Here is a 20,353-nt window from a genome sequence, read left to right on the forward strand (position 1 = left end):
ATACTTTATATAGCTAAAGTTGTTGAAATACTTATAGATTTAACTCACTTTCAACTTAACCGACGGGAAGCACAAGGGTTAATTAAGTTAGCAAAATTTTTATCTTTGCTGCAATTGCGTGGGTGTAACCGTCCGCAGGTATCGCAGCCTTCTAACTAGAAGCATTGTACAGAACCAGCACAGGCGATCGCTTTAACAACTTAATTTAGTTAGTCAGTTTCCTCTGGATTTTCACCAAAAATTTGCTGTACAGAATGACGGATGTACAGAATACGCACTGTAAAGACTTCTGTCCCTTCCAAAATAGTAAAAAGGATTCGGGAAGAATTGCGTCCTCGACCATAAAGTAGTTGTCGAATCTCTTGAGTGAAATACTCGTTATCTCGTGCTAAAGGACAACATTTCGGCATTTGGGACAAGGAATCAATTGCTTGGAGTAATCCTGCATACCATTGACTTGCCTGTGAGGAGGATGTGAGTTGGGATAGTCTTAGAAAAGCACTGTCTGCTTCAGATTCAGCCACACTGGACATTTCGATGTGATATTTCATGAATCCGATGGCAAACTATACTTGCGGCGCTGTTCTTCAGCAAACTCATGAAAAAACCGAAAACGACCTGCATCAAAATCATCTAATCCTTGTTGAATACCCTTTACAGCCTCTTGTGATTCTTGCGCTTCCCACTTTAGAACACTGGCTAGTAACTCAGATGCAACAAGACTAATATCTTGACCTTGGCGAGCAGCTTTATCACGTAGTAATGCTTCTAGTTCTGGGGTAAGGGTAATAACAATTGACATTAAGCTACATCCTTTTTCCAAATGCGACGCATCTGCTCACCAACTGAATAATCTTGCGCCGAAATAATAATACCTGAATGAGTTCTTTTCTCGGTAATGTAGAGACTGTGTAACTGACACAAATCACTAACATTAAATGTGTAAAATACTCTTTGCTGTTGTGTAACGATAGTTAACTGTTTTTCATCATTAAAACCAGTTGTACTTAATTCCCGACAGTTGTAACATCTACCCCTCTTGCTCTTAATGCTCCTACGAATCGATGATCCATCGCATCTTCATCGATTAACAATCGTATTTCGCTCATACTAACTAACCCATCTGGGCAGCAAGTTGTTCATAGTTGGACTTTTCCACAGAAAGATATGCTTCAACTTCTTCTCGATTAGCATGATAGTAAGTCAAGGCTGCATACACTTGTACTAATGCTAAATTACCCATGCGTTCGACAATTTCTTCTGCATTCAAACCCATTTTGTACCAAGCGGCAATTCTTTGTACAGATATTCTGGTTCCTGCAATGCGAGGACGACCGTTAAGAGTTCCAGGTGTGCGAATAATTAATGTGCCAATGTCAGTAATAGTTTGCATACACTAAATTTCTCAGTTTTGCCCTTAATCATAGCTTAGACATGGTTAAGTACTTTGAGAAGAGCGATCGCCTTGGTGGGGCGTAACTTATTGTTCTGCTAATACAGCGCCACTAACTACTAGTATAATTTGATATTTTTGGCTAAAAGCGATCGCACAGAATGACTACAGGCAACTCAGTCGCAACCTCAAAGAACGGCGACAAAAATTGATGACGCAACAGGGAAAATTCACTCTAGTCAGCCTCGTATTGCCAAAGCTAAGAATAGTGATGTTTCGGTTTCTATTGAACTTTTAATACGTGCAATGTTAGCAACAGGTGCAACGCCTCAAGAAATAGGACAAGTAATGGTCAAAATAGGGTGACGAGTGATCAGCTAACTCAATTGAAATAGATTTATCAACGCTCTACTAAAAAGTAGCCACACTAACCAAAATACAATATGAAGAATTACTATCATCCAAAATACAACTTGATAAGAAACTTTACTACTTTTGTGATGTAATTTCCGTTGAGCAACAAACGCACCTAACCAACCACCTATAAATTCGCATAAATGTAAAGTCTTTTCTGATACTCTCCATCGCTTTTGTTTTGCACGAGATTTGTCGCTGGCGTAAAGTGCAAAGGTAATTAAACTCATAACCGGATAAAGGATTAAAGGAATTGGGTTACTAACAGTTATTGCAAAATGGATTGAACCCAACCCAGGTAGTAGAGATAGAAAAAATGTCTCTAACACTAATGATGAAAATTTCGCTATAGGCTTATATTTAAACTCTATCGGTGTAGTAGAAGACGAGGGCTGAAGTATAGGTTTTGATATAATTTTCTCCATTGAAGCATTACACGCGCGTGCCTTGCCGTCTTTATCAACTGTGAGTTGATAATAAATAAAATCACCAACTTGGGGACGACGGTTAAGGTGTTTAAATGCTGTGATGTGAACAAAGACTTCTTGGCTACCATTAGCGGGTTGTATAAAACCAAATCCCCGATCATCTTTCCACTTGGTTAGTTGCCCTTTGTGTAAAACAGGTTTCATAAATAAGTCGTATATCTATACTTATTTTATAGTTTGCCCCTGTTTCCACGGTCAGACAACACTAACTTAACCTTTACATGTTGTACGTAGACGCGCAGCAGCTTGTCGCTAAACATCTTTTTACCCAAATAGTCTGCAATAAGAACTCGCTGCTGTGCAGTTGCGATCGCCAATTGTTTCTCATCAACACAATAATAAAGAGCGATCGCTTTTACCAAAGATAATTTTTATTTGTAATGTCTCAAGATTGAAATATTTCTGCAAAAGCCGTAGCGTAACACACTAAAACTTCTATAAACAGTGCGTTAGGCTTGCCTTAATGCCCTCCAACCAAACAGAAATTTACACGGTAAGCTTGTGTCTGATATAGCGCTACACAAATATCTTTCTCGTCTTCCTGAAGCAGCACTACAAGAATTTATAGAATGGTGTGTTTTAGAGCAATCAAAATTAGCAGGATGTAACTTTACTCCAGATACAAGTAAGTTGAATAACTTACCACCAGCAGACTACATCCCAAAACTTGTTGATCAGTTCATGAAAGTTAAACCAGATCCAATTAAAGCAGGTCTTGTTGCAGCGATCGCTGGCAAGGAAGCTGATCAGCATGGTTTATCAGGTTTGGCGATCGTAGCCGATTTTGTCTCGCTTTATGTCAAGTATTTAATTCCTAAAGAAGGTAATACTCCACAACAAGCAGAAACCATCATCACTCAGGCATCACAAGAGCAATGTGAGAAATTTACTCAAATTGCGACCAAATATGGTGTACAGTTATAGCCTTTTGGGTAATAACTTAATTGCTTGAGAGCTTCTTGAAGGATGATTCGTAATTAATAAAAAATGAAGTATGAAATTTTTCATACTTCATACTTGTTTTTGCAAGACTATAGCAGGAATAACAGTGTTTTCATTTTTAGCGGAACATGCTACTAACTGAGGTATCTTCATGAATCCGCCAGATAGTCTCCCCTAACAGATTAGCTACTGAAAGCACCACTAATTGGGGAAATCGACTGGTTTCTGCTATAGGAATTGTGTTTGTCACAATGACTTCTTCAAATAAGCCACTAGACAAACGCTCAATTGCAGGTGGAGAAAAAACTGCATGAGTTGCACAGGCATATACCCGACTAGCTCCTTCTTCGCGTAGCAACCGCGCTCCTTCGGCAATTGTGCCACCAGTGTCGATCATGTCATCCACTAAAATTGCAGTTTTGCCCTTAACGTCACCGATAACATTCAAGACTTCAGCGACATTGTGAGCTTGACGACGTTTATCAATAATCGCTAGTGGAGCATCATCTAGCTTTTTCGCAAATGCCCTAGCTCGCGCGACACCGCCGACATCGGGAGAAACAACCACAATGTCAGAAAGTTGTTTACTCACTAAATAGTCGAGCAATACTGGCGAACCATAAACATGATCAAAGGGTATATCGAAATAGCCTTGAATTTGAGCCGAGTGCAAATCCATTGCTAGAACGCGGCTAGCGCCTGCTTTAGTAATCAGGTTAGCCACCAGCTTAGCAGTGATTGACTCCCGTCCTGCTGTTTTTCTGTCAGCACGAGCATAGCCGTAATAGGGAACTACTGCGGTGATTTGTCGCGCCGAAGCCCGACGACAGGCATCAACCATAATCAGCAATTCCATTAAGTGATCGTTTACGGGTTGACAAGATGGCTGGATTAAATAGACATCACAACCCCGAATCGATTCTTGGATTTGAACATAAAGTTCTCCATCCGCAAATCTTTTACGAATCATTGGTCCCAAGTCCATGCCCAGATAACGAGCAACTTCTTGAGACAGTTGTAAATTGGCAGAGCCAGAAAATAGCCGCAGGCGTTGATTTTCAGTCAGTCCTGTTGCAACTGGCTGCATTTTTAAAGTTGCAGAACTCAGCACAGCAGATCCTCGATGTGCATTCATGGCAATCCTATCATTAGATATTTAACAGATTGAACTCAAGTAACCTAAAAAAAACATCTGTGAGTTTTGTTAAAACTTTCATACAAACTTTAAACATTTATCTATAAAATTATCATTGGCTCATTTGTAGTCCTTGTGATAAATAACTTATACGATTGCTTAAATGAACATGAAGTTTTAGAGAAGTATTTCCATAGTTGAGATATTTTGGGCAAAGAGACTCTCAAAAACTCGAATCCTTGTAATTTGCTGAGGTAGAGTGTTTTTTCTACCCATTTACACGAGATTGAGAAATTATTGAACAATTACTCATCAAGTATAAACACTCATAAATTAATATCTTACAAAGCATAAGAATGTTAGCTAAATACTCTATAATTTTAGCTGCAAAAATTATAAACTAAGTAAACTATATTAGTAATTGTAAATCACGCAAAAAACTTAAATAACCTGCCGAACTAGCTAAACTCTCACAGTCAGAGGAAAGAGAAAAACCAAGGAAGCAGGAGAAATAAGGGAGAAATTATGGAAATTCATTTTTCTCAAATTAACCTTGCAGTTCTAACTAACGGTGTACCCAATGTGGTTTAGATAAGCTCTTGAACCAAGGGAAGAAAGGAAATTATTGCCTATAGGACTTACGTACTCATAATGAAAACTAAGCCTTTGCGATTACTACTTTTCTGCTTACGGAGATGCTTTGCTTGTAGATGAGGTGAAATCGTAGCCTGTGCATAAGTCTGTCTAGTATTCTTCGCCCCCTGCCCCGCTGCCCCTCTGCTCGCCTCAACAGATCAGTTTGTTAACCAAACAGTGGGGGTGTACCCGTAGGGTAGGGTAGAATATTGCCGCAGGTAACTGTTTGTCGCCGCTGGAACTTATCTTGGGGTTGACTTCCTTCTCAGTTGCCATCACACTAAACTGATCCATCATGCAACCACCTATTACAGTTGGCACTGTCCTGCAAAACCGTTACCGGATAATCCAAATTCTTGGACAAGGAGGATTTGGTAGAACCTATTTAGCAGAAGATCAGAGGCGTTTTAACGAACTGTGTGCGCTCAAAGAATTGATTCCGGCAACAACGGTAGCTTCTGACTGGGAAAAGGCACAGGAGCTTTTTGGACGAGAAGCTACTATTTTGTATCAAATTGAACACCCACAAGTGCCTAAGTTCCGAGAACGATTTGAGCAAGAGCAGCGCTTATTTTTGGTGGAAGACTATGTTGCAGGTAAAAGCTACCGGACTTTATTAAGTGAGCGCCAAGCTATTGGTCAAACTTTCACTGAGACAGAAGTATTACAGCTACTGCGCTCTTTGTTACCTGTACTAGAGCATATCCACAGTCGCGGCATTATTCACAGAGATATTTCACCAGAAAATATTATTTTGCGAGATAGTGATGGTAAACCTGTGTTGATTGACTTTGGGGTAGTCAAAGAATTGGCAACTCGTTTGCAATCTCCAAATAGTACCGCGCCAGTCACCACCGTCGGAAAATTAGGTTACTCTCCCAGTGAACAAATGCAAGCGGGGCAAGCTTATCCCAATAGTGACTTGTATGCACTAGCAGTTACAGCAATTGTTTTATTGACTGGTAAAGAGCCAAGCGAACTATTTGATGAAAACCAACTCACTTGGAATTGGCAAAGGTGGGTTAGTGTCAATCCGCAATTTGCCCAGGTTTTAAATCGGATGTTGCATCGAATACCAAGCGATCGCTATCAAAGTGCTGCGAATGTAGCCCAAGCGTTACAATCTTTAGATCGCCCCAGTATCTCTAGTCCTGAATTATCCAACCTGCAAACAATGGCTGTTGGTCGTCGCCTTGATCCCATACCACCAGTTACACCCAACAAATCGACTCCCGTAATTCCACCAAGCCGTTCTAGTTCAATTTTAGATAGTCCATTGGCAATCGGGGCAATTGGCAGTGCTGTAGTTATTTTGGCGGGATTAGGTTCATGGGCACTGGTCAGTTCTATCCGCAGTCAATCAAAATCACCAGGAGATGAAGCACCACCACAATCTTTTCCTTCGCCAGTCGTGTCTGGTGGCACAACATTTTCTCCCACCCCCACATCCACTACTGATCAACCAGTTATATCTAGTAAACGCTTGGTTATTAAACCAGATAGTACAACCATAGTTGAAGATACTCTCAAAGCAAATCAAGTTATCCAATACACCTTTTTTGGTGAAGAAGGAGCTAAGTTAACTACATTTATTAACCAATCAAACGGCGTATTGCTAACAATTTTAGATGCTAATCAACAACCAATTGATAACAGAACTCAACAAGTAACATCCTACACGGGTTTATTGCCAGCTAGCGGTAGATACACTATTCAGTTAACTCTGGTTCCCGAAATTACTGAAAGCTATTACAGCCTCAATGTTGCACTAGAAAACCCGATCGCACCAACCCCAACGCAAACACCAATACCTACAGAACCATTAACGCCAACCCCAACATTTCCAGAAATCTCAACACCAATACCAACACCAATAGAGACACCTACACAATTCCCAACTTTTGGCGGAGAAAATAACAACCTACCTAATGACAGCACCTTAGATTCAGTTCCTGATCCAAATAGTTCGCCTTAGCTTTAGGGGCAGAGGAGCAGCACTTCGGCTACTTCGACTACGCGGCAATCGAGTTTCGACTTCGCGGCAGTTGAGCGCAGTCGAAACTCGATTGCCGCGCAGCATTGCACTGAGCCTGTCGAAGTGTCGAAATTCAGCACAAGTTCGCTCAGTGACCAGGGGCTAAGGTGTACACACAAGTCATCTAAAACTGCCCCATTGACTAACAATGCGATTGTATCGGCTGACAGTGCCAATGTCTCGACTAACAATGCGATTGTATCGGCTGACAATGCCAATGTCTCGACTAACAATGCGATTGTATCGGCTGACAATGCCAATGTCTCGACTAACAATGCGATTGTATCGGCTGACAATGCCAATGTCTCGACTAACAATGCGATTGTACTGGCCTGCAAAAATTAACCCACCTGACGTTACACAGCAACTCTAAAAGACTTGTGTGTACACGCTAGGTGACCAGGGGAGGCAGGGAGAGTGGATTTGATTATTGGTTTTTGTGAAATGGTATTACTTCAGTAAAATTATCTTGTTTAAAAGAAATTGTTAAAATCACTACTAATTACTGGCACTGATACGGAAGCTGGCAAAACTGTTTTGACAACTGCATTGGCAGCCTATTATCAAAAATATTACCCGCAGCGTAGCTGGGGAATCATGAAACCAATTCAATCGGGAATTGGCGATCGCGAATGGTATCAAAGACTATTTTCTCTCAATCAATCGGCTGAAGAAATTACACCTTTGTACTTTCAAGCACCTCTAGCGCCTCCAGTTGCCGCAGCTAAGGAAAATCGCCGAGTCGATTTAGCTGTGGTTTGGCAAGCTTTATCAGAACTGCAAAAGCGTCGTGATTTTGTTCTTATAGAAGCTTTGGGGGGTTTAGGTTCACCAGTAACTGAGGAATTAACGGTAGCCGATTTAGCCGCAGAATGGCGTTTACCGACAGTATTAGTAGTACCAGTCAAATTGGGAGCGATCGCTCAAGCAGTAGCAAATGTAGCATTAGCGAGACAAAAAAAGATAAATCTCAAAGGCATTGTACTAAACTGCATACAACCCCGTTCCGATGACGAAATAGCCAACTGGACACCAGCAGATTTAATTCAATCGTTAACAAATACACCTGTTTTAGGCTGTTTACCTTATTTAGATAACCTAGATGATTTAGATAAACTCGCCCAAGTAGCATCAAATTTAGATTTAGAAACACTAACCTTGCTCAATTAAAAATTAAAAATTAAAAATTAAAAATTAAAAATTGATTCGATGTCATTTTTCATTCCCGAAAAGATGCCCCATACTTCGGCTACGCTCAGTACAAGTACCCCATGCCCCATGCCCCCTTAAATAATCCATTCTGAAGAACGTTCGCCCAAATCTAGAGGTATGCTGACAGCTTTGCCGAGTCGGGGGCGATCGCGTGTTTGATTAATAAATGTTTGTACTTGTGCTGTCCCACCAAGGGCATGGAGATAATTAGCAATACTATCTAGATGCTCTTGGTATTCTGCCTCACTCAAAGGAAAAGAAGCTTGTTCTAAGTACTTCCACATTATTTGGAGAAAAATTTTCCCCTGTGTCCGCCGAAACTGGACATCATAAGAATATCCCCACTTATCAAGTAACAGTTGGCGTAATTCCTGTCCTGTCATAGTTTTTCTCAATTAGATTTTACATTTAGTTATGATGTTAAGTTCCGTAACTCAAGTATGATAGGGATATAAAGAAATGTAATGCTAACAAAAAGGATGCTAAAAATATCTTGGAATAAAGAAATATGGCATCTTTGTAGGCGTTAGCATTTCAAGTCAGACAGGGGTTGATTAAGTACTGATACTCTTGTCAAAATGCTTAACAAAATACACAAAAAGCGCGTAGATTATGGCTCAATTTTCTGAATCAATGGACGTGCCCGATATGGGTCGTCGTCAGTTCATGAATCTGCTCACTTTTGGCACTGTTACGGGAGTGGCTCTGGGTGCATTGTATCCCGTTGTTAACTACTTTATTCCACCTGCTAGCGGTGGCGCTGGAGGCGGGACAACGGCAAAGGACGAACTGGGCAACGATGTTAATGTCAGTAACTTTCTAGAAGGCCATAATGTAGGCGATCGCACCCTAGTTCAAGGACTAAAAGGCGACCCCACCTATATTGTGGTGGAAAGCAAAGAAGCCATTGCTGATTATGGTATTAATGCTATCTGCACTCATTTAGGTTGTGTAGTTCCCTGGAACGTAGCTGAGAACAAGTTTAAATGCCCTTGTCACGGTTCCCAATACGATGCAACTGGTAAGGTTGTTCGAGGTCCTGCGCCACTGTCTTTAGCTTTAGCCCATGCCCAAGTAAACGACGACAAAATCGTCTTAACTCCTTGGACAGAAACCGACTTCCGCACAGGTGAAGACCCTTGGTGGGCTTAATGATTTTTGTTTTTTGTCCTTAGTTATTTGTCCTCTAATCAGGATTAATGACCAATGACCAATGACCCTTGACTAATTCATCAGAGAATCGTTGTCCTTATCCTTATAGAGATGAGAAATGCTTGTTCAATAGCGAGTTTAACTCGCAGTGCTAAAGCAATAGTCAAAACATTGCTAATAGCGATCGCTACTGTGACTTTTTTCTTCACCAGCGATCTAATTCTTCCTCAATCTGCTGCTGCTTATCCTTTTTGGGCACAGCAAACCTATCCCGAAACTCCTCGTGAACCGACCGGACGAATTGTTTGCGCCAACTGTCACCTAGCAGCCAAACCAGCAGAAGTGGAAGTTCCTCAAGCGGTACTACCTGACACTGTGTTTAAAGCTGTAGTAAAAATCCCCTACGACACCAACGTCCAACAGGTGGGTGCTGATGGTTCTTTAGTTGGTTTGAATGTTGGTGCTGTATTAATGTTACCTGACGGCTTCAAGATTGCTCCTGAAGACCGCATTTCTGAAGAACTGAAAGAAGAAGTCGGCGACACTTACTTCCAAAACTACAGCGAAGATAAAGAAAACGTCGTCATCGTCGGGCCTCTACCTGGTGAACAGTATCAAGAAATTGTCTTCCCTGTTCTTTCTCCTAACCCCGCAACCGACAAAAACATCCACTTTGGTAAATATGCGGTTCATTTGGGTGCTAATCGAGGACGCGGACAAGTTTATCCTACTGGTGAAAAGAGCAATAACTCAGTTTACAGCGCTTCCGCTGCTGGCACGATTAGCAAAATTGCCAAAGATGAAGACGCAGACGGTAACGTCAAATATACAGTGAACATCAAAACTGAGTCTGGTGAAGTTGTTGCTGATACTATTCCTTTAGGCCCAGAGTTGATTGTTTCTGAAGGGCAAGCAGTGAATGCTGGTGACGCTTTAACCAACAATCCCAACGTCGGCGGATTTGGTCAACAAGATGCAGAAATCGTGTTGCAAGATGCCAGTCGAGTGGGATGGATGGTCGCGTTCGTTGCTCTAGTAATGTTAGCTCAAGTGATGCTGGTACTGAAGAAGAAACAAGTTGAGAAAGTCCAAGCTGCCGAAATGAATTTCTAAATTCTTTGGTGAACTATCCATACTTACTGCATCATCAGTAAGTATGGGCTTTTGGTTTCATCGACAGTTACCTAATCATTACTGTAAAACTAGCGCTACTTGAGATTTAATGATATAATAGGAGGCTTTTATTTTTTGACTTGTGGCCAATCATGACAGCAACGGGTAAGGCAACCCAATTCGAGTACAAAGCACTGCACAAGCCTAACCAGCTTATTTATGGGCTAGGTCAGACGGCAGTAATTACAGGATGGACAGTCAAGCAGGCGATCGCTAAACATCTGCAAGTCGAAGATTATGCTGTAATTGGGCAACTTTATTCGCCCACAAGGGGAATAAACTTACTAGTTCGCAATTTGCTGTTTAATCCGCACGTCCATTTTTTGGTTGTTCTCAACGCTACAAAAGAAGACAAGAACGCTGGTGCTGGAGAGTGCTTACTAGACTTTTTTCGTCATGGTGTTGAAGAAGCTGTTAGCGATACTGGGCGCAAAGCATGGGTAATTCGCTCTACTATTCCTGGTTATATTGATATTGAAATTGATATTAATACGCTAGACAAACTACGTCATTCTATAGAGTGTAAAGAAGTAAAATCAATAGAGTCGGCAGTTAGTTTAATTAAATCTTATACAGAATTACAGCCGCTTTTACCTTGGGGAATGCCTGTAGAATTTCCCATGTCTATGGTTGAACCAACTGTTTTACCAGGGTCACGCTATGGACATCGAATAGAAGGCAAAACCATAGCTGAAACTTGGGTAAAAATCATTCATCGAATTAAGACAACAGGAACAATTAGACCAACTGGTTATGATGGGCAATGGCAAGAATTAATTGATTTAATGGCAATTGTCACTGATGAACCTGCCGACTTTTATTTTCCTGAGCCAAATTATTTGCCAATTGACCGTCCTTTTCTGGAAGAATACGTTTCGCAAATTTTAGATGATGCGTCATTAAGAGAAGGGTTGAAATATACTTATGGTCAACGTTTACGTTCCTGGTTTGGACGCGATCAAATTGACCAAGTAATTCATAAATTAATTGGAGAAATTGATGCTGCTAGTGCAGTGATGAATTTATGGGATGTGAAAGATCACGAAAAAGGTGGTAGCCCTTGTCTTAATCATATTTGGTTGAGAGTGGTTGATCGTGAATTATCGCTAACTGCGACTCTTAGAAGTAATGATATGTTTGCCGCATGGCCTGCAAATGCAATGGGATTGAGGGCTTTACAACAACATATTAGAAATGAAATTTATCAGCGTTCTGAGTATGACTTGAAAATGGGGCCACTAATTACTATTAGCCAGTCTGCTCATATTTATGATGATACTTGGGATAATGCAGAAAGGTTAATTACAAATCAATACGCTGCTATTTTTAATCAACGAAGCTATTATGACCCTTCTGGTAATTTCTTAATTGATGTTGATGGTAAAGAGATAGTCGTTACCCATACAACCCCTGGTAGTGGTGAGGTAATTAAGTCTTACCGTGGGAAAAACCCCCTCAACTTACTCAGAGAGATTTGTGCTACCTCTCCAGCGATTCAACCAGAACATACTGGTTATTTAGGTATCGAACTGCAAAAGGCAAGTAATTGTATTAAAAATAATAAGTCTTACATTCAAGATCAATAAAGTTTTAACTTATACAGATTATGCAAGATACTTCCTTAGCCAATGAAAGCCATCAAAGGCCAACATGGGATGAATACTTTTTAATGTTGGCTAAACTTGCAGCAACTCGGTCAACGTGTTTAGCCTTTCCTGTGGGTGCTGTGATTGTAAAAAACAAGCAGGTGGTAGCAACAGGTTATAATGGCTCACCATCGGGTTCGGCTCACTGTACGGCTCAGGGATACTGTTATCCAGGGTTAAATAGCTGTGATGCTAGTAAGACTTTACCATCAAGGGCTGTACACGCAGAAGCAAATGCGATCGCCCAAGCTGCAAAGCATGGAACTTCTACAGATGGTGCAAGTATTTACGTTACCCTAGAACCTTGTTTGTCTTGTTTAAAATTAATTATCTCCGCAGGGATTAAGGAAGTGTTTTATGAAACTTCTTTCAATAGCGGTGAGAAAGTCTTAGTGAGAGATTCCTTTGTCAATGAAGGTTTAGTCGCCCTCAAACAGATTCATTTATCTCAAGTAACCGCACAACAAGCTGCTCAATTTCTCCTCAATCCGACATCTGTTGCTAGAACAGCAAGGTGTGTTCATGAACTCTAACGGTTAACAGTTATCAGTAATGTATCTATCTTGGGTTGAAGTCTTTGACTTTTAACAAGTGGTAGGTTTCATTTGAGGATTTAACCCTGACTGAAACTGTGATAACTGATAACTGGTAATTGATAAATGATTTAAGGTCGATGGCTACGACGGATCTCTGTAATTTGATCTGCTACATCTAGCAGAGTTTTTGGCATTTCTGGCCCTGTAAGAATGATATCAACCTGAGGAGGACGCTTTGTTAAAAAATTTAAAACTTCAGCTTCCGCAACTAAACCAAAGTTAATCGCTAAACTTAATTCATCTAAAACAACGAGAGAATACTTACCTTCATACACTATATGTTGTGTATATTGCCACAATTTTTGTAAAGCTTGATTTTCCGCTTCATCTAAATGTGGTGTATCAATGCAGCGAGGTAAATCGCAGCGAATCCAATCTAAATTTTGTCCTAACTGAATTGGTCGCTCTTGTCCTTGATTGATACCGCCTTTGAGGAACTGCACTACTAAAACTGGTGTACCTTGTCCAGCAATTCTCAGTGCTTGAGCCATAACACTCGTAAAAAAGTTACGGTGCTGGCTAGTGAAAACCTGTACTAGTCCTTCAACTGGATGGGGTAAGCTAAGAGTCGAATTGACATTGGGGGTTTCTAACTGTGCAACCATAGTGGGAAGTTCAAAAAATTACAAAAAATTAAATAGGTTTACAGAGAATAGCTATTGCAAATCTAACTGTATAGTCAATGCTGCTTTAGACGACTGTAGTATATGTGAAAATCTGCTTTATTAGTCAAACACTAGATTTGTGCTGAAGTCAAGAGTAAGTGATATGGGACAAATGGAAAAACGTAGACCGAAGGGCTTGCCGTAGGCTACCGCCAAGGACGCAGCGAAAAGTGTGGTCTTGGGGAGCCAGTCCGTTGCGGGGGTTCCCCCCGTTGAAGGAACTGGCGTGGTTTCCCCCATGAACAACTTTTCAAGACAAAGAACACGAAGTTAAGAGGGTTTTAGGGAGTTATTGCGTAAGTCCCATAAGTGATATTGACATTTTTGTTTTTTGCATGAAACTAGTCATAACAATGAAAATACGTAATTGGTAATTTAATATATTTTCCAAATCTAGAGGTTAAAGATGAAAATAGCTATGTGTTAAATACCCACTCAATATTGGGCAGAACAATATTATGGTGTGATTATTTTTACTAATGAGGAGTAAAGTTTGTGAGATTGGTGATTCTGGGAGGCTCAGGGTCAGGGAAAAGCACTCAAGCACAAAGACTTTGTAGCCATTTGGATATTCCTCAGATTTCCACGGGTGAGATTTTGCGAGAAGCAATGTCTGACAATAAGTTGCTATTTTATCCTGTTAATTCTCCTTTGCAATACAATAACGGCTTTGCTAACGTTAACGATTTAGGTCGTCATGCACAACCTTATATAGCAAAAGGAGAGTTAGTCCCAGACGAAATGATGATTGACTTGATTCGGTTGCGGCTAACAAGACCTGATATCAATTGTGGTTGGGTGTTAGAGGGTTATCCTCGCACTGCCTTCCAAGCCGAAGAATTAGATTTTTTATTGGACAAATTAGGGCAAGAGTTAAACTGGGCAATTTATTTACAAGTACCAGAAGCAGTCATGGTTAGCCGTTCTTTAGGGCGATCGCGTCCCGATGATCAACCCGAAATCGTGCAGCGTCGGGTAGAAGTTTTTTACGATCGCACTGTTCCCATCTTAGAATATTACGACCGTCGCCGTCGTCTGTTGACTATTAACGGTGATCAGTTACCAGACATGGTACAGCAAAACATTTTAACATTGCTCTTAGCTCCTTAACAGTGAACAGTAAACAGTGATAACTGATTTAATGGTATCTGAATGACTACTGACGAGATTGATAGAATGAGATTAGTAGGAATTTTCACAATCTAGCCATCAATAACCATGCCCTCTGAAATTGCTGTAGAGAAGAAAAAATTAAAAAATCCGCCTTTAGAACTGCACTATCTAGGCGATCGCGTGCTACGTCAAGCGGCAAAGCGTATTAGCAAAGTAGATGACGAACTTCGTCAATTGATACGCGAAATGCTACAAACAATGTACAGCAAGGATGGCATTGGTTTGGCTGCTCCTCAAGTGGCAATCCACAAACAATTAATTGTCATCGACTGCGAACCCGATAACGCTGCTAATCAGCCACTAGTGTTGATTAACCCCACCATTAAACAAGTGAGCAAAGAAGTTTGCGTTGCTCAAGAAGGCTGTTTGAGCATTCCCAATGTTTATATCGATGTCAAGCGTCCCGAAGCCGTAGAAATTGCCTACAAAGATGAATATGGTCGCCCCCGGACATTAAAAGCTAATGACTTGTTAAGCCGCTGTATTCAACACGAGATGGATCACCTTAACGGAGTAGTATTTGTAGACCGTGTAGAAAATTCCTTGACTTTGGCACAGGAGTTATCTAAAAATGGCTTCTCGTATCAGGCAGTGAAACCAGTAGCATAGGGGGCTAGTAGTGTATTTAACTCCAAAAAGCGGTTTGTTTTTAGGTGGTTCTTGTGTAACTGCGATCGCAGCGGTAGGTTCAATTTTTGAACTAAGTTACGGAGAACCAGATTTAGGCGTTTTAGCAACTGCAATTATCCTAGGATTGAGCATTCCACTTACAGGATTATTTTTCTTTGCCGCAGTGAGGGACGCACGGGCTAACATGAAGTAAGCATCAGGTACATAAAAAAGGTAAAAGGATGAAGAAAAAAGGCAAAATTCATTCTTTTACCTTTTATTTTTATATTTTCTGCCCTTCTCTTCTCAAAGACACTACAGCAACAAGCAAGTTATCTTCTCTATGCCCAATGCCCCATGCCCCATGCCCCATGCCCTATGCCCCATGCCCCACGCCCTAAAACTATTCCTTTTCCACAGCCCCTAAAGCCAGTAAAGTGTTTTTCTGAGCTACTGTTAACCCTGTTACTCCTGTAATATTCATTCCTTCATAAGGTCTGGGCGGTCTTAGTGTTTTTGAACATTGCCCCGTCACTACATCCCAAACCTTGATCGTCTCATCTTGACTACCACTAACCACAGTTTTACCATCTGCACTGAAGGTCACTGATCTGACCCAACTAGCACCCTGCAAGGTTAATAAACACTGACCTGTGTTGACATCCCATAACTTCACTGTTTGGTCTTCACAGCCACTAGCTAAAGTTTGACCATTGGGACTAAAAGCCAATGACCAGATCCGATTAGTATGTTCTTTTAAAATTAACAGGCATTCACCTGTCTTGACATCCCATAACCTCACTGTTTGATCGTCACAGCCACTAGCTAAAGTTTGACCATTGGGACTGAAAGCTACTGACCTGACTCGATTACCATGACCACGCAAAATTTTCAGACACTTGCTTGTGTGGATATCCCATAACCTTACCCTTTGGTGTTCACTACCACTAGCCAAAGTTCGACCATCAGGACTGAAAGCTATTGACCTCACCCAACTAGTATGTCCTTTCAATGTTTTGAGAAATTCACCTGTGTGGACATCCCATAACTTGATTAGTTGGTCATCACTGCCACTGGCTAAAGTTTGACCATCGGGACTGAATGCTACTATCCTAATGCGACTGCTATGACCGCGCAAGATTTGCAGACAATTACCCCTGTGGACATCCCATAACTTGACTGTTTGGTTTTCACTACCACTGGCTAAAGTTTGACTATCAGGGCTGAATGCTAATGACCTCACCCAACTATTATGTCCCTGCAAAATTTTGAGACACTTACCCGTGTGGACATCCGATAACTTGACTGTTTGCTGTTCACTACCACTAGCTAAAATTTGACCATTAGGGCTAAATGCTACTGTCCTGACCCGATTGCTATTTCCCTGAAAAGTTTTCAGACACTGACCTGTATGGACATCCCATAATTTGACTGTTTGGTTTTCACTACCACTCGCTACAGTTTGATCATCGGGACTAAATGCCACTGACTTAACCCGGTAGGTATGCCCCTTTAAGGTTTTAAGACACTGACCTGTATGGACATCCCATAATTTGACTGTTTGGTCGTCACTACCGCTAGCTAAAATTTGACCATCAGGACTAAATGCTACTGACCATACTCGATTGGTATGCCCTTGCAAAGTTCTAAAAGACTCACCTGTGTAAACATCCCATAATTTGACTGTTTGGTCGTCACTACCGCTAGCTAAAATTTGACCATTAGGACTAAATGCCACTGACCTCACCCAACTGCTATGCTTTTGTAAAGTTTTCAGACACTCGCCTGTGTGGACATCCCATAATTTGATTGTTTGCTTTTCACTACCGCTAGCCAAAATCTGACCATCAGGACTAAAAGCTACTGACCTCACCCGATTAGTATTTTCCTCTAATGTTTTAAAGCAATTACCTGTGTGGACATCCCATAATTTGATTGTTTGGTCTTCACTACCACTAGCCAAAGTTTGACCATCAGGACTAAAAGCTACTGACCTCACCCAATTAGTATGTCCTTGCAAAGTTTTCAGGCAATTACCTGTGTGGACATCCCATAATTTGATTGTTTGGTCATCACTACCACTAGCCAAAATTTGACCATCAGGGCTGAAAGCTACTGACCTCACCCAGATGCTGTGTCCAGTACAAGTAAACAGTAGTTTTCTATCTTCAACTTGCCATAAGTAAGTCTGACCATCAGCATCACCTGTAGCTAAAATTTTTCCATCTGGGCTAAATGCCACCGATGAAATATAAATCAAGTTTTCAGAAAAAACTGATTTAGTTAGATCAGCATCAGCAAAATTGACATGATGTAAATTGACATCTTGTAAATTTGCTTGCCAAACATTGAGACAAGAAAAGTCATAGACGCTTAAATTAGCCTGTAGCTGACAAAGTATATTGAGAATATTTCCGCCAGCATATCCTGGTTCGGGTGGAAATTTTCCTTGCAATTTCGCTAAAATTTGAGCTAGCTGATATTCAATGTTTTGAGGAATGAAAAAAATAGTTAATAATCTATTAATAACTGGTTTAAGTATGAGGTTTATTTGTGCATTCTTAATAAAATCTTTTGCCGTAGCTTCAATCAAAGCATGACTCATGAATAGTTTGATTTTATCTTTGACAATTTCTTGACACACCTCTTCAACCAGCCGCTCAGTCATGTATTCCATGACTACAGGTTGCAGTGTAAACAGTGCAGCATTTTTCTCAATCAAAAATCGTCGCCGTAGAGATGCTAGCGCTTCCAATAATTGCCTTTTTGATAAAGGACTGACAATACTATCTAGTAAGTTTTCTAGCGAAACTGCCTCACGTTTGATTGCAAGCCAATACATAAAGTCTTGTTCTATCGCTGATAAACGTTCAAACTGTTGATCTAATAAATTACGAGTATCACCAAAAATTATTTCTCCTGCTTCCAAAAAAGCGGCAATATCACCACTAAATAGCTCTCGAATTGGCTCAGAAACTAACTTTAATGCTAAAGGATTGCCTGAATAATTCTCAATCAGCTTTGTCCAATCTTGTTTTGAACCAAATAGACCTTTATCTTTAAGAATTTCTTGTCCTTCTATTTCTCCTAAACCAGTTAAAGAAAGGGTTCTAATTAGTGATGTTTCACCTTCTAATGACGCAAGTTCTTGTGGCTTTTCTCTAGAAGTCAAAACCAAGCAACTTTTATGAGGTTCTTCTGCAATGCGTCTAATTAGTTGACCGTAACCTTCGTATTCTTGTTTATAATATCCGGCGCGTAGAGCGATGTCGTTACTGTAGGCATCGCCACCTTGCATAATTGTCTCTACATTATCCAGTACTAAAAGACACCGATGCTTTCGTAAATAATTAATTAGCAGCGTGATTTGATCGTCTAAGGTTTCTGGTAAATCCTTTTCCAGATCATCAGATACAAATCTGATGAAGTTCGCTAATAATTCTTCAATAGGTGGAGCATTGCGGAGGCTTCGCCAAATCAAATACTCAAAATGCTTTGTGACTTCGTCTGCCAATTTTACAGACAAAGCAGTTTTACCAATTCCCCCCATGCCCAAGATTCCCACAAGTCTGTAACTATCTTGGACAATCCATTTCTTCAATCGGGACAGTTCGGCAATTCTTCCATAGAAAACACGCATTTCAGGCGCTTGTCCCCAATCTTGGCGCTTATGAATTATAGGTTTGATGTTTTCTTGATATTCACTAGCGATAACTTGCTGTAACTTAGTGAGTTTTCCGGGACCAGTACCACTGACTTGAAATTTTTTATATACTTCGCTTAATCTTTTGCGTACAGCTTGGGCGCTAATACCCAATTCTTTCGCGGTCAGATTGGGTGATTTGCCTTGGATAGCAAACAATGCTACCTCTAGCTCACTACTAGATAAGCTCCGTTCTTGCGCTAAGTTTAACAGAAAGTCTTCAGGAACGACGCTCATACTCACACCACTCACATTGACACTGATAAAAACTACATTCCCAATGTTATCTCACTATGTGAGAATATAAATCTGTCAAAGTTTGATGACTATTATTTTAGAGTAAAACACCTATTTTAGGCTCTTTGCAGGTAATTTTTGCCTAAGCCTGCCTTGTTACATCTTGACTAGTAACTTACTTGTATATTATGCTTATTCCAGTAACTTAGTGAGAAAAGTTACGATCAACTTGAAAGAAACTTCGTGAATAAGAGGTAAGCTTAAGGCTAAAACCGTTAATTAACCGTTTAGGGGTTGATGCACGTAATTTCCGTTCTACATCATTACGGGCATGAAGCACCTAATTTAAATTTCTTGTTTCACCTTGTAATTGATCTAAGACAATCATTTTCACCATCTGCAAATACTAAGACAACTATTGTTACCATGCAAACTTTACTTAAGTTTGATGGAACTGCTACGTGCCTTGACTCACTAGGAGCAACGCCGTGGGCATTTGCTCCTTCTTTAGAGCAGTTGATGGTGCGTTTGTGCTTTTAATTCAACTCTCAAAAACAGGACAAAAATGATGAAAACAGAGCTTAAAAATAAACAAAACCGACTTTTAAAGTGGGCAAGTAAGGGACTTAAGTACTTTTTACTAGCTTTACTTGGTTGTGCGATCGCTTTTGTTGTCTCTCATGCTTTCAATATTGTCTTCATGATTAAATTACTGCAATCCTTAGAACTATGGACATGGTTTTTCAGGATTGCAGTATTTTTGTTTTGTTTGTTTGCGATCGCCATGATGATTGAGTCTTGGGGTTAATTTTTACCCCACTCATCAGCAGAAAGTTTGCTATTAGATACCCATGACGAATTTAGTCACCTTTGGCTAACTTGCACTTAGCCAGAGGTTTCCCACTAACTAGGAGATTATATCATGTCAAAGCACAAAAGTAACGGTTCTGACGGAGAAAATCTATCGCCAATTTTAGTTATTTTAATCGCAGGGTCAATCTCTTTAGCAATCGTTAATAAAGACAATCATCCTGCTTATTTTGACATTGTGAAAATAGCGATGGCTTATAGCTTTGGCTGTAGTAAGTCTACCCAAAAAACAAAACACTTCCCTGATCAAGATGAGCAAGACCAAAACTAGTTG

Annotated in this window: 22 protein-coding genes; 13 read left to right on the top strand and 9 right to left on the bottom strand. The window is 40.5% G+C overall.

Annotated features, from left to right (window positions below; genetic code table 11):
• Positions 1-209: 209 nt before the first annotated feature.
• The 4 genes from QI031_RS07080 to QI031_RS07095 form a co-directional block, all read right to left on the bottom strand.
• Positions 210-551 (bottom strand): type II toxin-antitoxin system RelE/ParE family toxin, encoded by a 342-nt coding sequence (locus tag QI031_RS07080; protein WP_281484482.1) that lies wholly within the window; start codon positions 549-551, stop codon positions 210-212.
• A complete protein-coding gene (locus QI031_RS07085) occupies positions 548-802 on the bottom strand; it encodes a hypothetical protein (RefSeq protein WP_281484483.1) in 255 nt (84 codons plus the stop codon). The genes QI031_RS07080 and QI031_RS07085 overlap by 4 nt, the downstream gene beginning before the upstream one ends.
• A gap of 312 nt (positions 803-1,114) precedes the next feature.
• The gene (locus QI031_RS07090) at positions 1,115-1,393 is read right to left on the bottom strand and encodes a DUF433 domain-containing protein (protein ID WP_281484484.1); all 279 of its coding nucleotides are present in this window, start codon (positions 1,391-1,393) and stop codon (positions 1,115-1,117) included.
• A gap of 377 nt (positions 1,394-1,770) precedes the next feature.
• A complete protein-coding gene (locus QI031_RS07095; protein ID WP_281484485.1) occupies positions 1,771-2,439 on the bottom strand; it encodes a DUF1294 domain-containing protein in 669 nt (222 codons plus the stop codon).
• 357 nt (positions 2,440-2,796) lie between these two features.
• Here QI031_RS07095 and QI031_RS07100 point away from each other — a divergent pair, with 357 nt between their 5' ends.
• Positions 2,797-3,219: a hypothetical protein gene (locus QI031_RS07100; RefSeq protein ID WP_281484486.1), complete on the top strand. Its 423-nt coding sequence runs from the start codon at positions 2,797-2,799 to the stop codon at positions 3,217-3,219.
• Between the two features lie 136 nt (positions 3,220-3,355).
• Here QI031_RS07100 and QI031_RS07105 read toward each other — a convergent pair whose 3' ends face one another.
• Positions 3,356-4,372 carry a ribose-phosphate pyrophosphokinase gene (locus QI031_RS07105; protein ID WP_281484487.1) on the bottom strand — a complete coding sequence of 339 codons (1,017 nt, stop codon included), beginning with the start codon at positions 4,370-4,372 and terminating at the stop codon, positions 3,356-3,358.
• Positions 4,373-5,303: 931 nt separating this feature from the next.
• Here QI031_RS07105 and QI031_RS07110 point away from each other — a divergent pair.
• Positions 5,304-6,983, top strand: coding sequence for a protein kinase domain-containing protein (locus QI031_RS07110; protein WP_281484488.1), 1,680 nt, complete (start codon positions 5,304-5,306; stop codon positions 6,981-6,983).
• A 2-nt stretch (positions 6,984-6,985) separates the two neighbouring features.
• Here the strand turns inward: QI031_RS07110 and QI031_RS07115 are convergent, their stop codons facing one another.
• Positions 6,986-7,381, bottom strand: coding sequence for a hypothetical protein (locus QI031_RS07115; protein WP_281484489.1), 396 nt, complete (start codon positions 7,379-7,381; stop codon positions 6,986-6,988).
• A gap of 145 nt (positions 7,382-7,526) precedes the next feature.
• Between QI031_RS07115 and bioD the strand changes: the two genes are divergently transcribed.
• Positions 7,527-8,213, top strand: coding sequence for a dethiobiotin synthase (gene bioD, locus QI031_RS07120; protein ID WP_281484490.1), 687 nt, complete (start codon positions 7,527-7,529; stop codon positions 8,211-8,213).
• A 116-nt stretch (positions 8,214-8,329) separates the two neighbouring features.
• On the opposite strand, the gene QI031_RS07125 is transcribed toward bioD, so the two are convergent.
• Positions 8,330-8,638 (bottom strand): DUF3067 family protein, encoded by a 309-nt coding sequence (locus tag QI031_RS07125; RefSeq protein WP_281484491.1) that lies wholly within the window; start codon positions 8,636-8,638, stop codon positions 8,330-8,332.
• Positions 8,639-8,867: 229 nt separating this feature from the next.
• Here QI031_RS07125 and petC point away from each other — a divergent pair, with 229 nt between their 5' ends.
• The 4 genes from petC to QI031_RS07145 all read left to right on the top strand — a co-directional run bounded on the left by petC (position 8,868) and on the right by QI031_RS07145 (position 12,759).
• Entirely contained in the window at positions 8,868-9,407 is a 540-nt protein-coding gene (petC, locus tag QI031_RS07130; protein ID WP_281484492.1) for a cytochrome b6-f complex iron-sulfur subunit, read from the top strand.
• Between the two features lie 111 nt (positions 9,408-9,518).
• Positions 9,519-10,520: a cytochrome f gene (petA, locus tag QI031_RS07135; protein ID WP_281484493.1), complete on the top strand. Its 1,002-nt coding sequence runs from the start codon at positions 9,519-9,521 to the stop codon at positions 10,518-10,520.
• Between the two features lie 152 nt (positions 10,521-10,672).
• A complete protein-coding gene (locus QI031_RS07140; protein WP_281484494.1) occupies positions 10,673-12,166 on the top strand; it encodes a thymidylate synthase in 1,494 nt (497 codons plus the stop codon).
• A gap of 20 nt (positions 12,167-12,186) precedes the next feature.
• The gene (locus QI031_RS07145) at positions 12,187-12,759 is read left to right on the top strand and encodes a deoxycytidylate deaminase (protein ID WP_281484495.1); all 573 of its coding nucleotides are present in this window, start codon (positions 12,187-12,189) and stop codon (positions 12,757-12,759) included.
• A 131-nt stretch (positions 12,760-12,890) separates the two neighbouring features.
• Here QI031_RS07145 and QI031_RS07150 read toward each other — a convergent pair whose 3' ends face one another.
• On the bottom strand, positions 12,891-13,427 hold the full coding sequence (locus QI031_RS07150) for a P-loop NTPase family protein (protein ID WP_281484496.1): 537 nt from the start codon (positions 13,425-13,427) through the stop codon (positions 12,891-12,893).
• Positions 13,428-13,982: 555 nt separating this feature from the next.
• Here QI031_RS07150 and QI031_RS07155 point away from each other — a divergent pair.
• The 3 genes from QI031_RS07155 (at position 13,983) to QI031_RS07165 (ending at position 15,483) form a co-directional block, all read left to right on the top strand.
• Positions 13,983-14,597 carry an adenylate kinase family protein gene (locus QI031_RS07155; RefSeq protein WP_281484497.1) on the top strand — a complete coding sequence of 205 codons (615 nt, stop codon included), beginning with the start codon at positions 13,983-13,985 and terminating at the stop codon, positions 14,595-14,597.
• 108 nt (positions 14,598-14,705) lie between these two features.
• Positions 14,706-15,269: a peptide deformylase gene (gene def, locus QI031_RS07160; protein WP_281484498.1), complete on the top strand. Its 564-nt coding sequence runs from the start codon at positions 14,706-14,708 to the stop codon at positions 15,267-15,269.
• A 10-nt stretch (positions 15,270-15,279) separates the two neighbouring features.
• Complete coding sequence (locus tag QI031_RS07165; RefSeq protein WP_281484499.1) at positions 15,280-15,483, top strand: hypothetical protein; 204 nt, start codon at positions 15,280-15,282, stop codon at positions 15,481-15,483.
• A 189-nt stretch (positions 15,484-15,672) separates the two neighbouring features.
• On the opposite strand, the gene QI031_RS07170 is transcribed toward QI031_RS07165, so the two are convergent.
• Positions 15,673-19,209 (bottom strand): WD40 domain-containing protein, encoded by a 3,537-nt coding sequence (locus tag QI031_RS07170; protein WP_281484500.1) that lies wholly within the window; start codon positions 19,207-19,209, stop codon positions 15,673-15,675.
• A 297-nt stretch (positions 19,210-19,506) separates the two neighbouring features.
• Between QI031_RS07170 and QI031_RS07175 the strand changes: the two genes are divergently transcribed.
• The 3 genes from QI031_RS07175 to QI031_RS07185 all read left to right on the top strand — a co-directional run bounded on the left by QI031_RS07175 (position 19,507) and on the right by QI031_RS07185 (position 20,350).
• Positions 19,507-19,749 carry a hypothetical protein gene (locus tag QI031_RS07175; RefSeq protein ID WP_281484501.1) on the top strand — a complete coding sequence of 81 codons (243 nt, stop codon included), beginning with the start codon at positions 19,507-19,509 and terminating at the stop codon, positions 19,747-19,749.
• Positions 19,750-19,774: 25 nt separating this feature from the next.
• Positions 19,775-20,017 (top strand): hypothetical protein, encoded by a 243-nt coding sequence (locus QI031_RS07180; protein ID WP_281484502.1) that lies wholly within the window; start codon positions 19,775-19,777, stop codon positions 20,015-20,017.
• A gap of 114 nt (positions 20,018-20,131) precedes the next feature.
• Complete coding sequence (locus QI031_RS07185; protein WP_281484503.1) at positions 20,132-20,350, top strand: hypothetical protein; 219 nt, start codon at positions 20,132-20,134, stop codon at positions 20,348-20,350.
• Positions 20,351-20,353 lie beyond the last annotated feature (3 nt).

It is taken from the genome of Halotia branconii CENA392, from assembly GCF_029953635.1.
In the GTDB taxonomy this organism is placed as follows: domain Bacteria; phylum Cyanobacteriota; class Cyanobacteriia; order Cyanobacteriales; family Nostocaceae; genus Halotia; species Halotia branconii.

Coding starts and splice junctions, on each gene's coding strand:
- QI031_RS07080 (WP_281484482.1), bottom strand. CDS start 551: ATGAAATATCACATCGAAATGTCCAGTGTGGCTGAATCTGAAGCAGAC.
- QI031_RS07085 (WP_281484483.1), bottom strand. CDS start 802: ATGTCAATTGTTATTACCCTTACCCCAGAACTAGAAGCATTACTACGT.
- QI031_RS07090 (WP_281484484.1), bottom strand. CDS start 1,393: ATGCAAACTATTACTGACATTGGCACATTAATTATTCGCACACCTGGA.
- QI031_RS07095 (WP_281484485.1), bottom strand. CDS start 2,439: ATGAAACCTGTTTTACACAAAGGGCAACTAACCAAGTGGAAAGATGAT.
- QI031_RS07105 (WP_281484487.1), bottom strand. CDS start 4,372: ATGAATGCACATCGAGGATCTGCTGTGCTGAGTTCTGCAACTTTAAAA.
- QI031_RS07110 (WP_281484488.1), top strand. CDS start 5,304: ATGCAACCACCTATTACAGTTGGCACTGTCCTGCAAAACCGTTACCGG.
- QI031_RS07125 (WP_281484491.1), bottom strand. CDS start 8,638: ATGACAGGACAGGAATTACGCCAACTGTTACTTGATAAGTGGGGATAT.
- petC (WP_281484492.1), top strand. CDS start 8,868: ATGGCTCAATTTTCTGAATCAATGGACGTGCCCGATATGGGTCGTCGT.
- petA (WP_281484493.1), top strand. CDS start 9,519: ATGAGAAATGCTTGTTCAATAGCGAGTTTAACTCGCAGTGCTAAAGCA.
- QI031_RS07140 (WP_281484494.1), top strand. CDS start 10,673: ATGACAGCAACGGGTAAGGCAACCCAATTCGAGTACAAAGCACTGCAC.
- QI031_RS07145 (WP_281484495.1), top strand. CDS start 12,187: ATGCAAGATACTTCCTTAGCCAATGAAAGCCATCAAAGGCCAACATGG.
- QI031_RS07150 (WP_281484496.1), bottom strand. CDS start 13,427: ATGGTTGCACAGTTAGAAACCCCCAATGTCAATTCGACTCTTAGCTTA.
- def (WP_281484498.1), top strand. CDS start 14,706: ATGCCCTCTGAAATTGCTGTAGAGAAGAAAAAATTAAAAAATCCGCCT.
- QI031_RS07170 (WP_281484500.1), bottom strand. CDS start 19,209: ATGAGCGTCGTTCCTGAAGACTTTCTGTTAAACTTAGCGCAAGAACGG.
- QI031_RS07175 (WP_281484501.1), top strand. CDS start 19,507: ATGCACGTAATTTCCGTTCTACATCATTACGGGCATGAAGCACCTAAT.
- QI031_RS07180 (WP_281484502.1), top strand. CDS start 19,775: ATGATGAAAACAGAGCTTAAAAATAAACAAAACCGACTTTTAAAGTGG.
- QI031_RS07185 (WP_281484503.1), top strand. CDS start 20,132: ATGTCAAAGCACAAAAGTAACGGTTCTGACGGAGAAAATCTATCGCCA.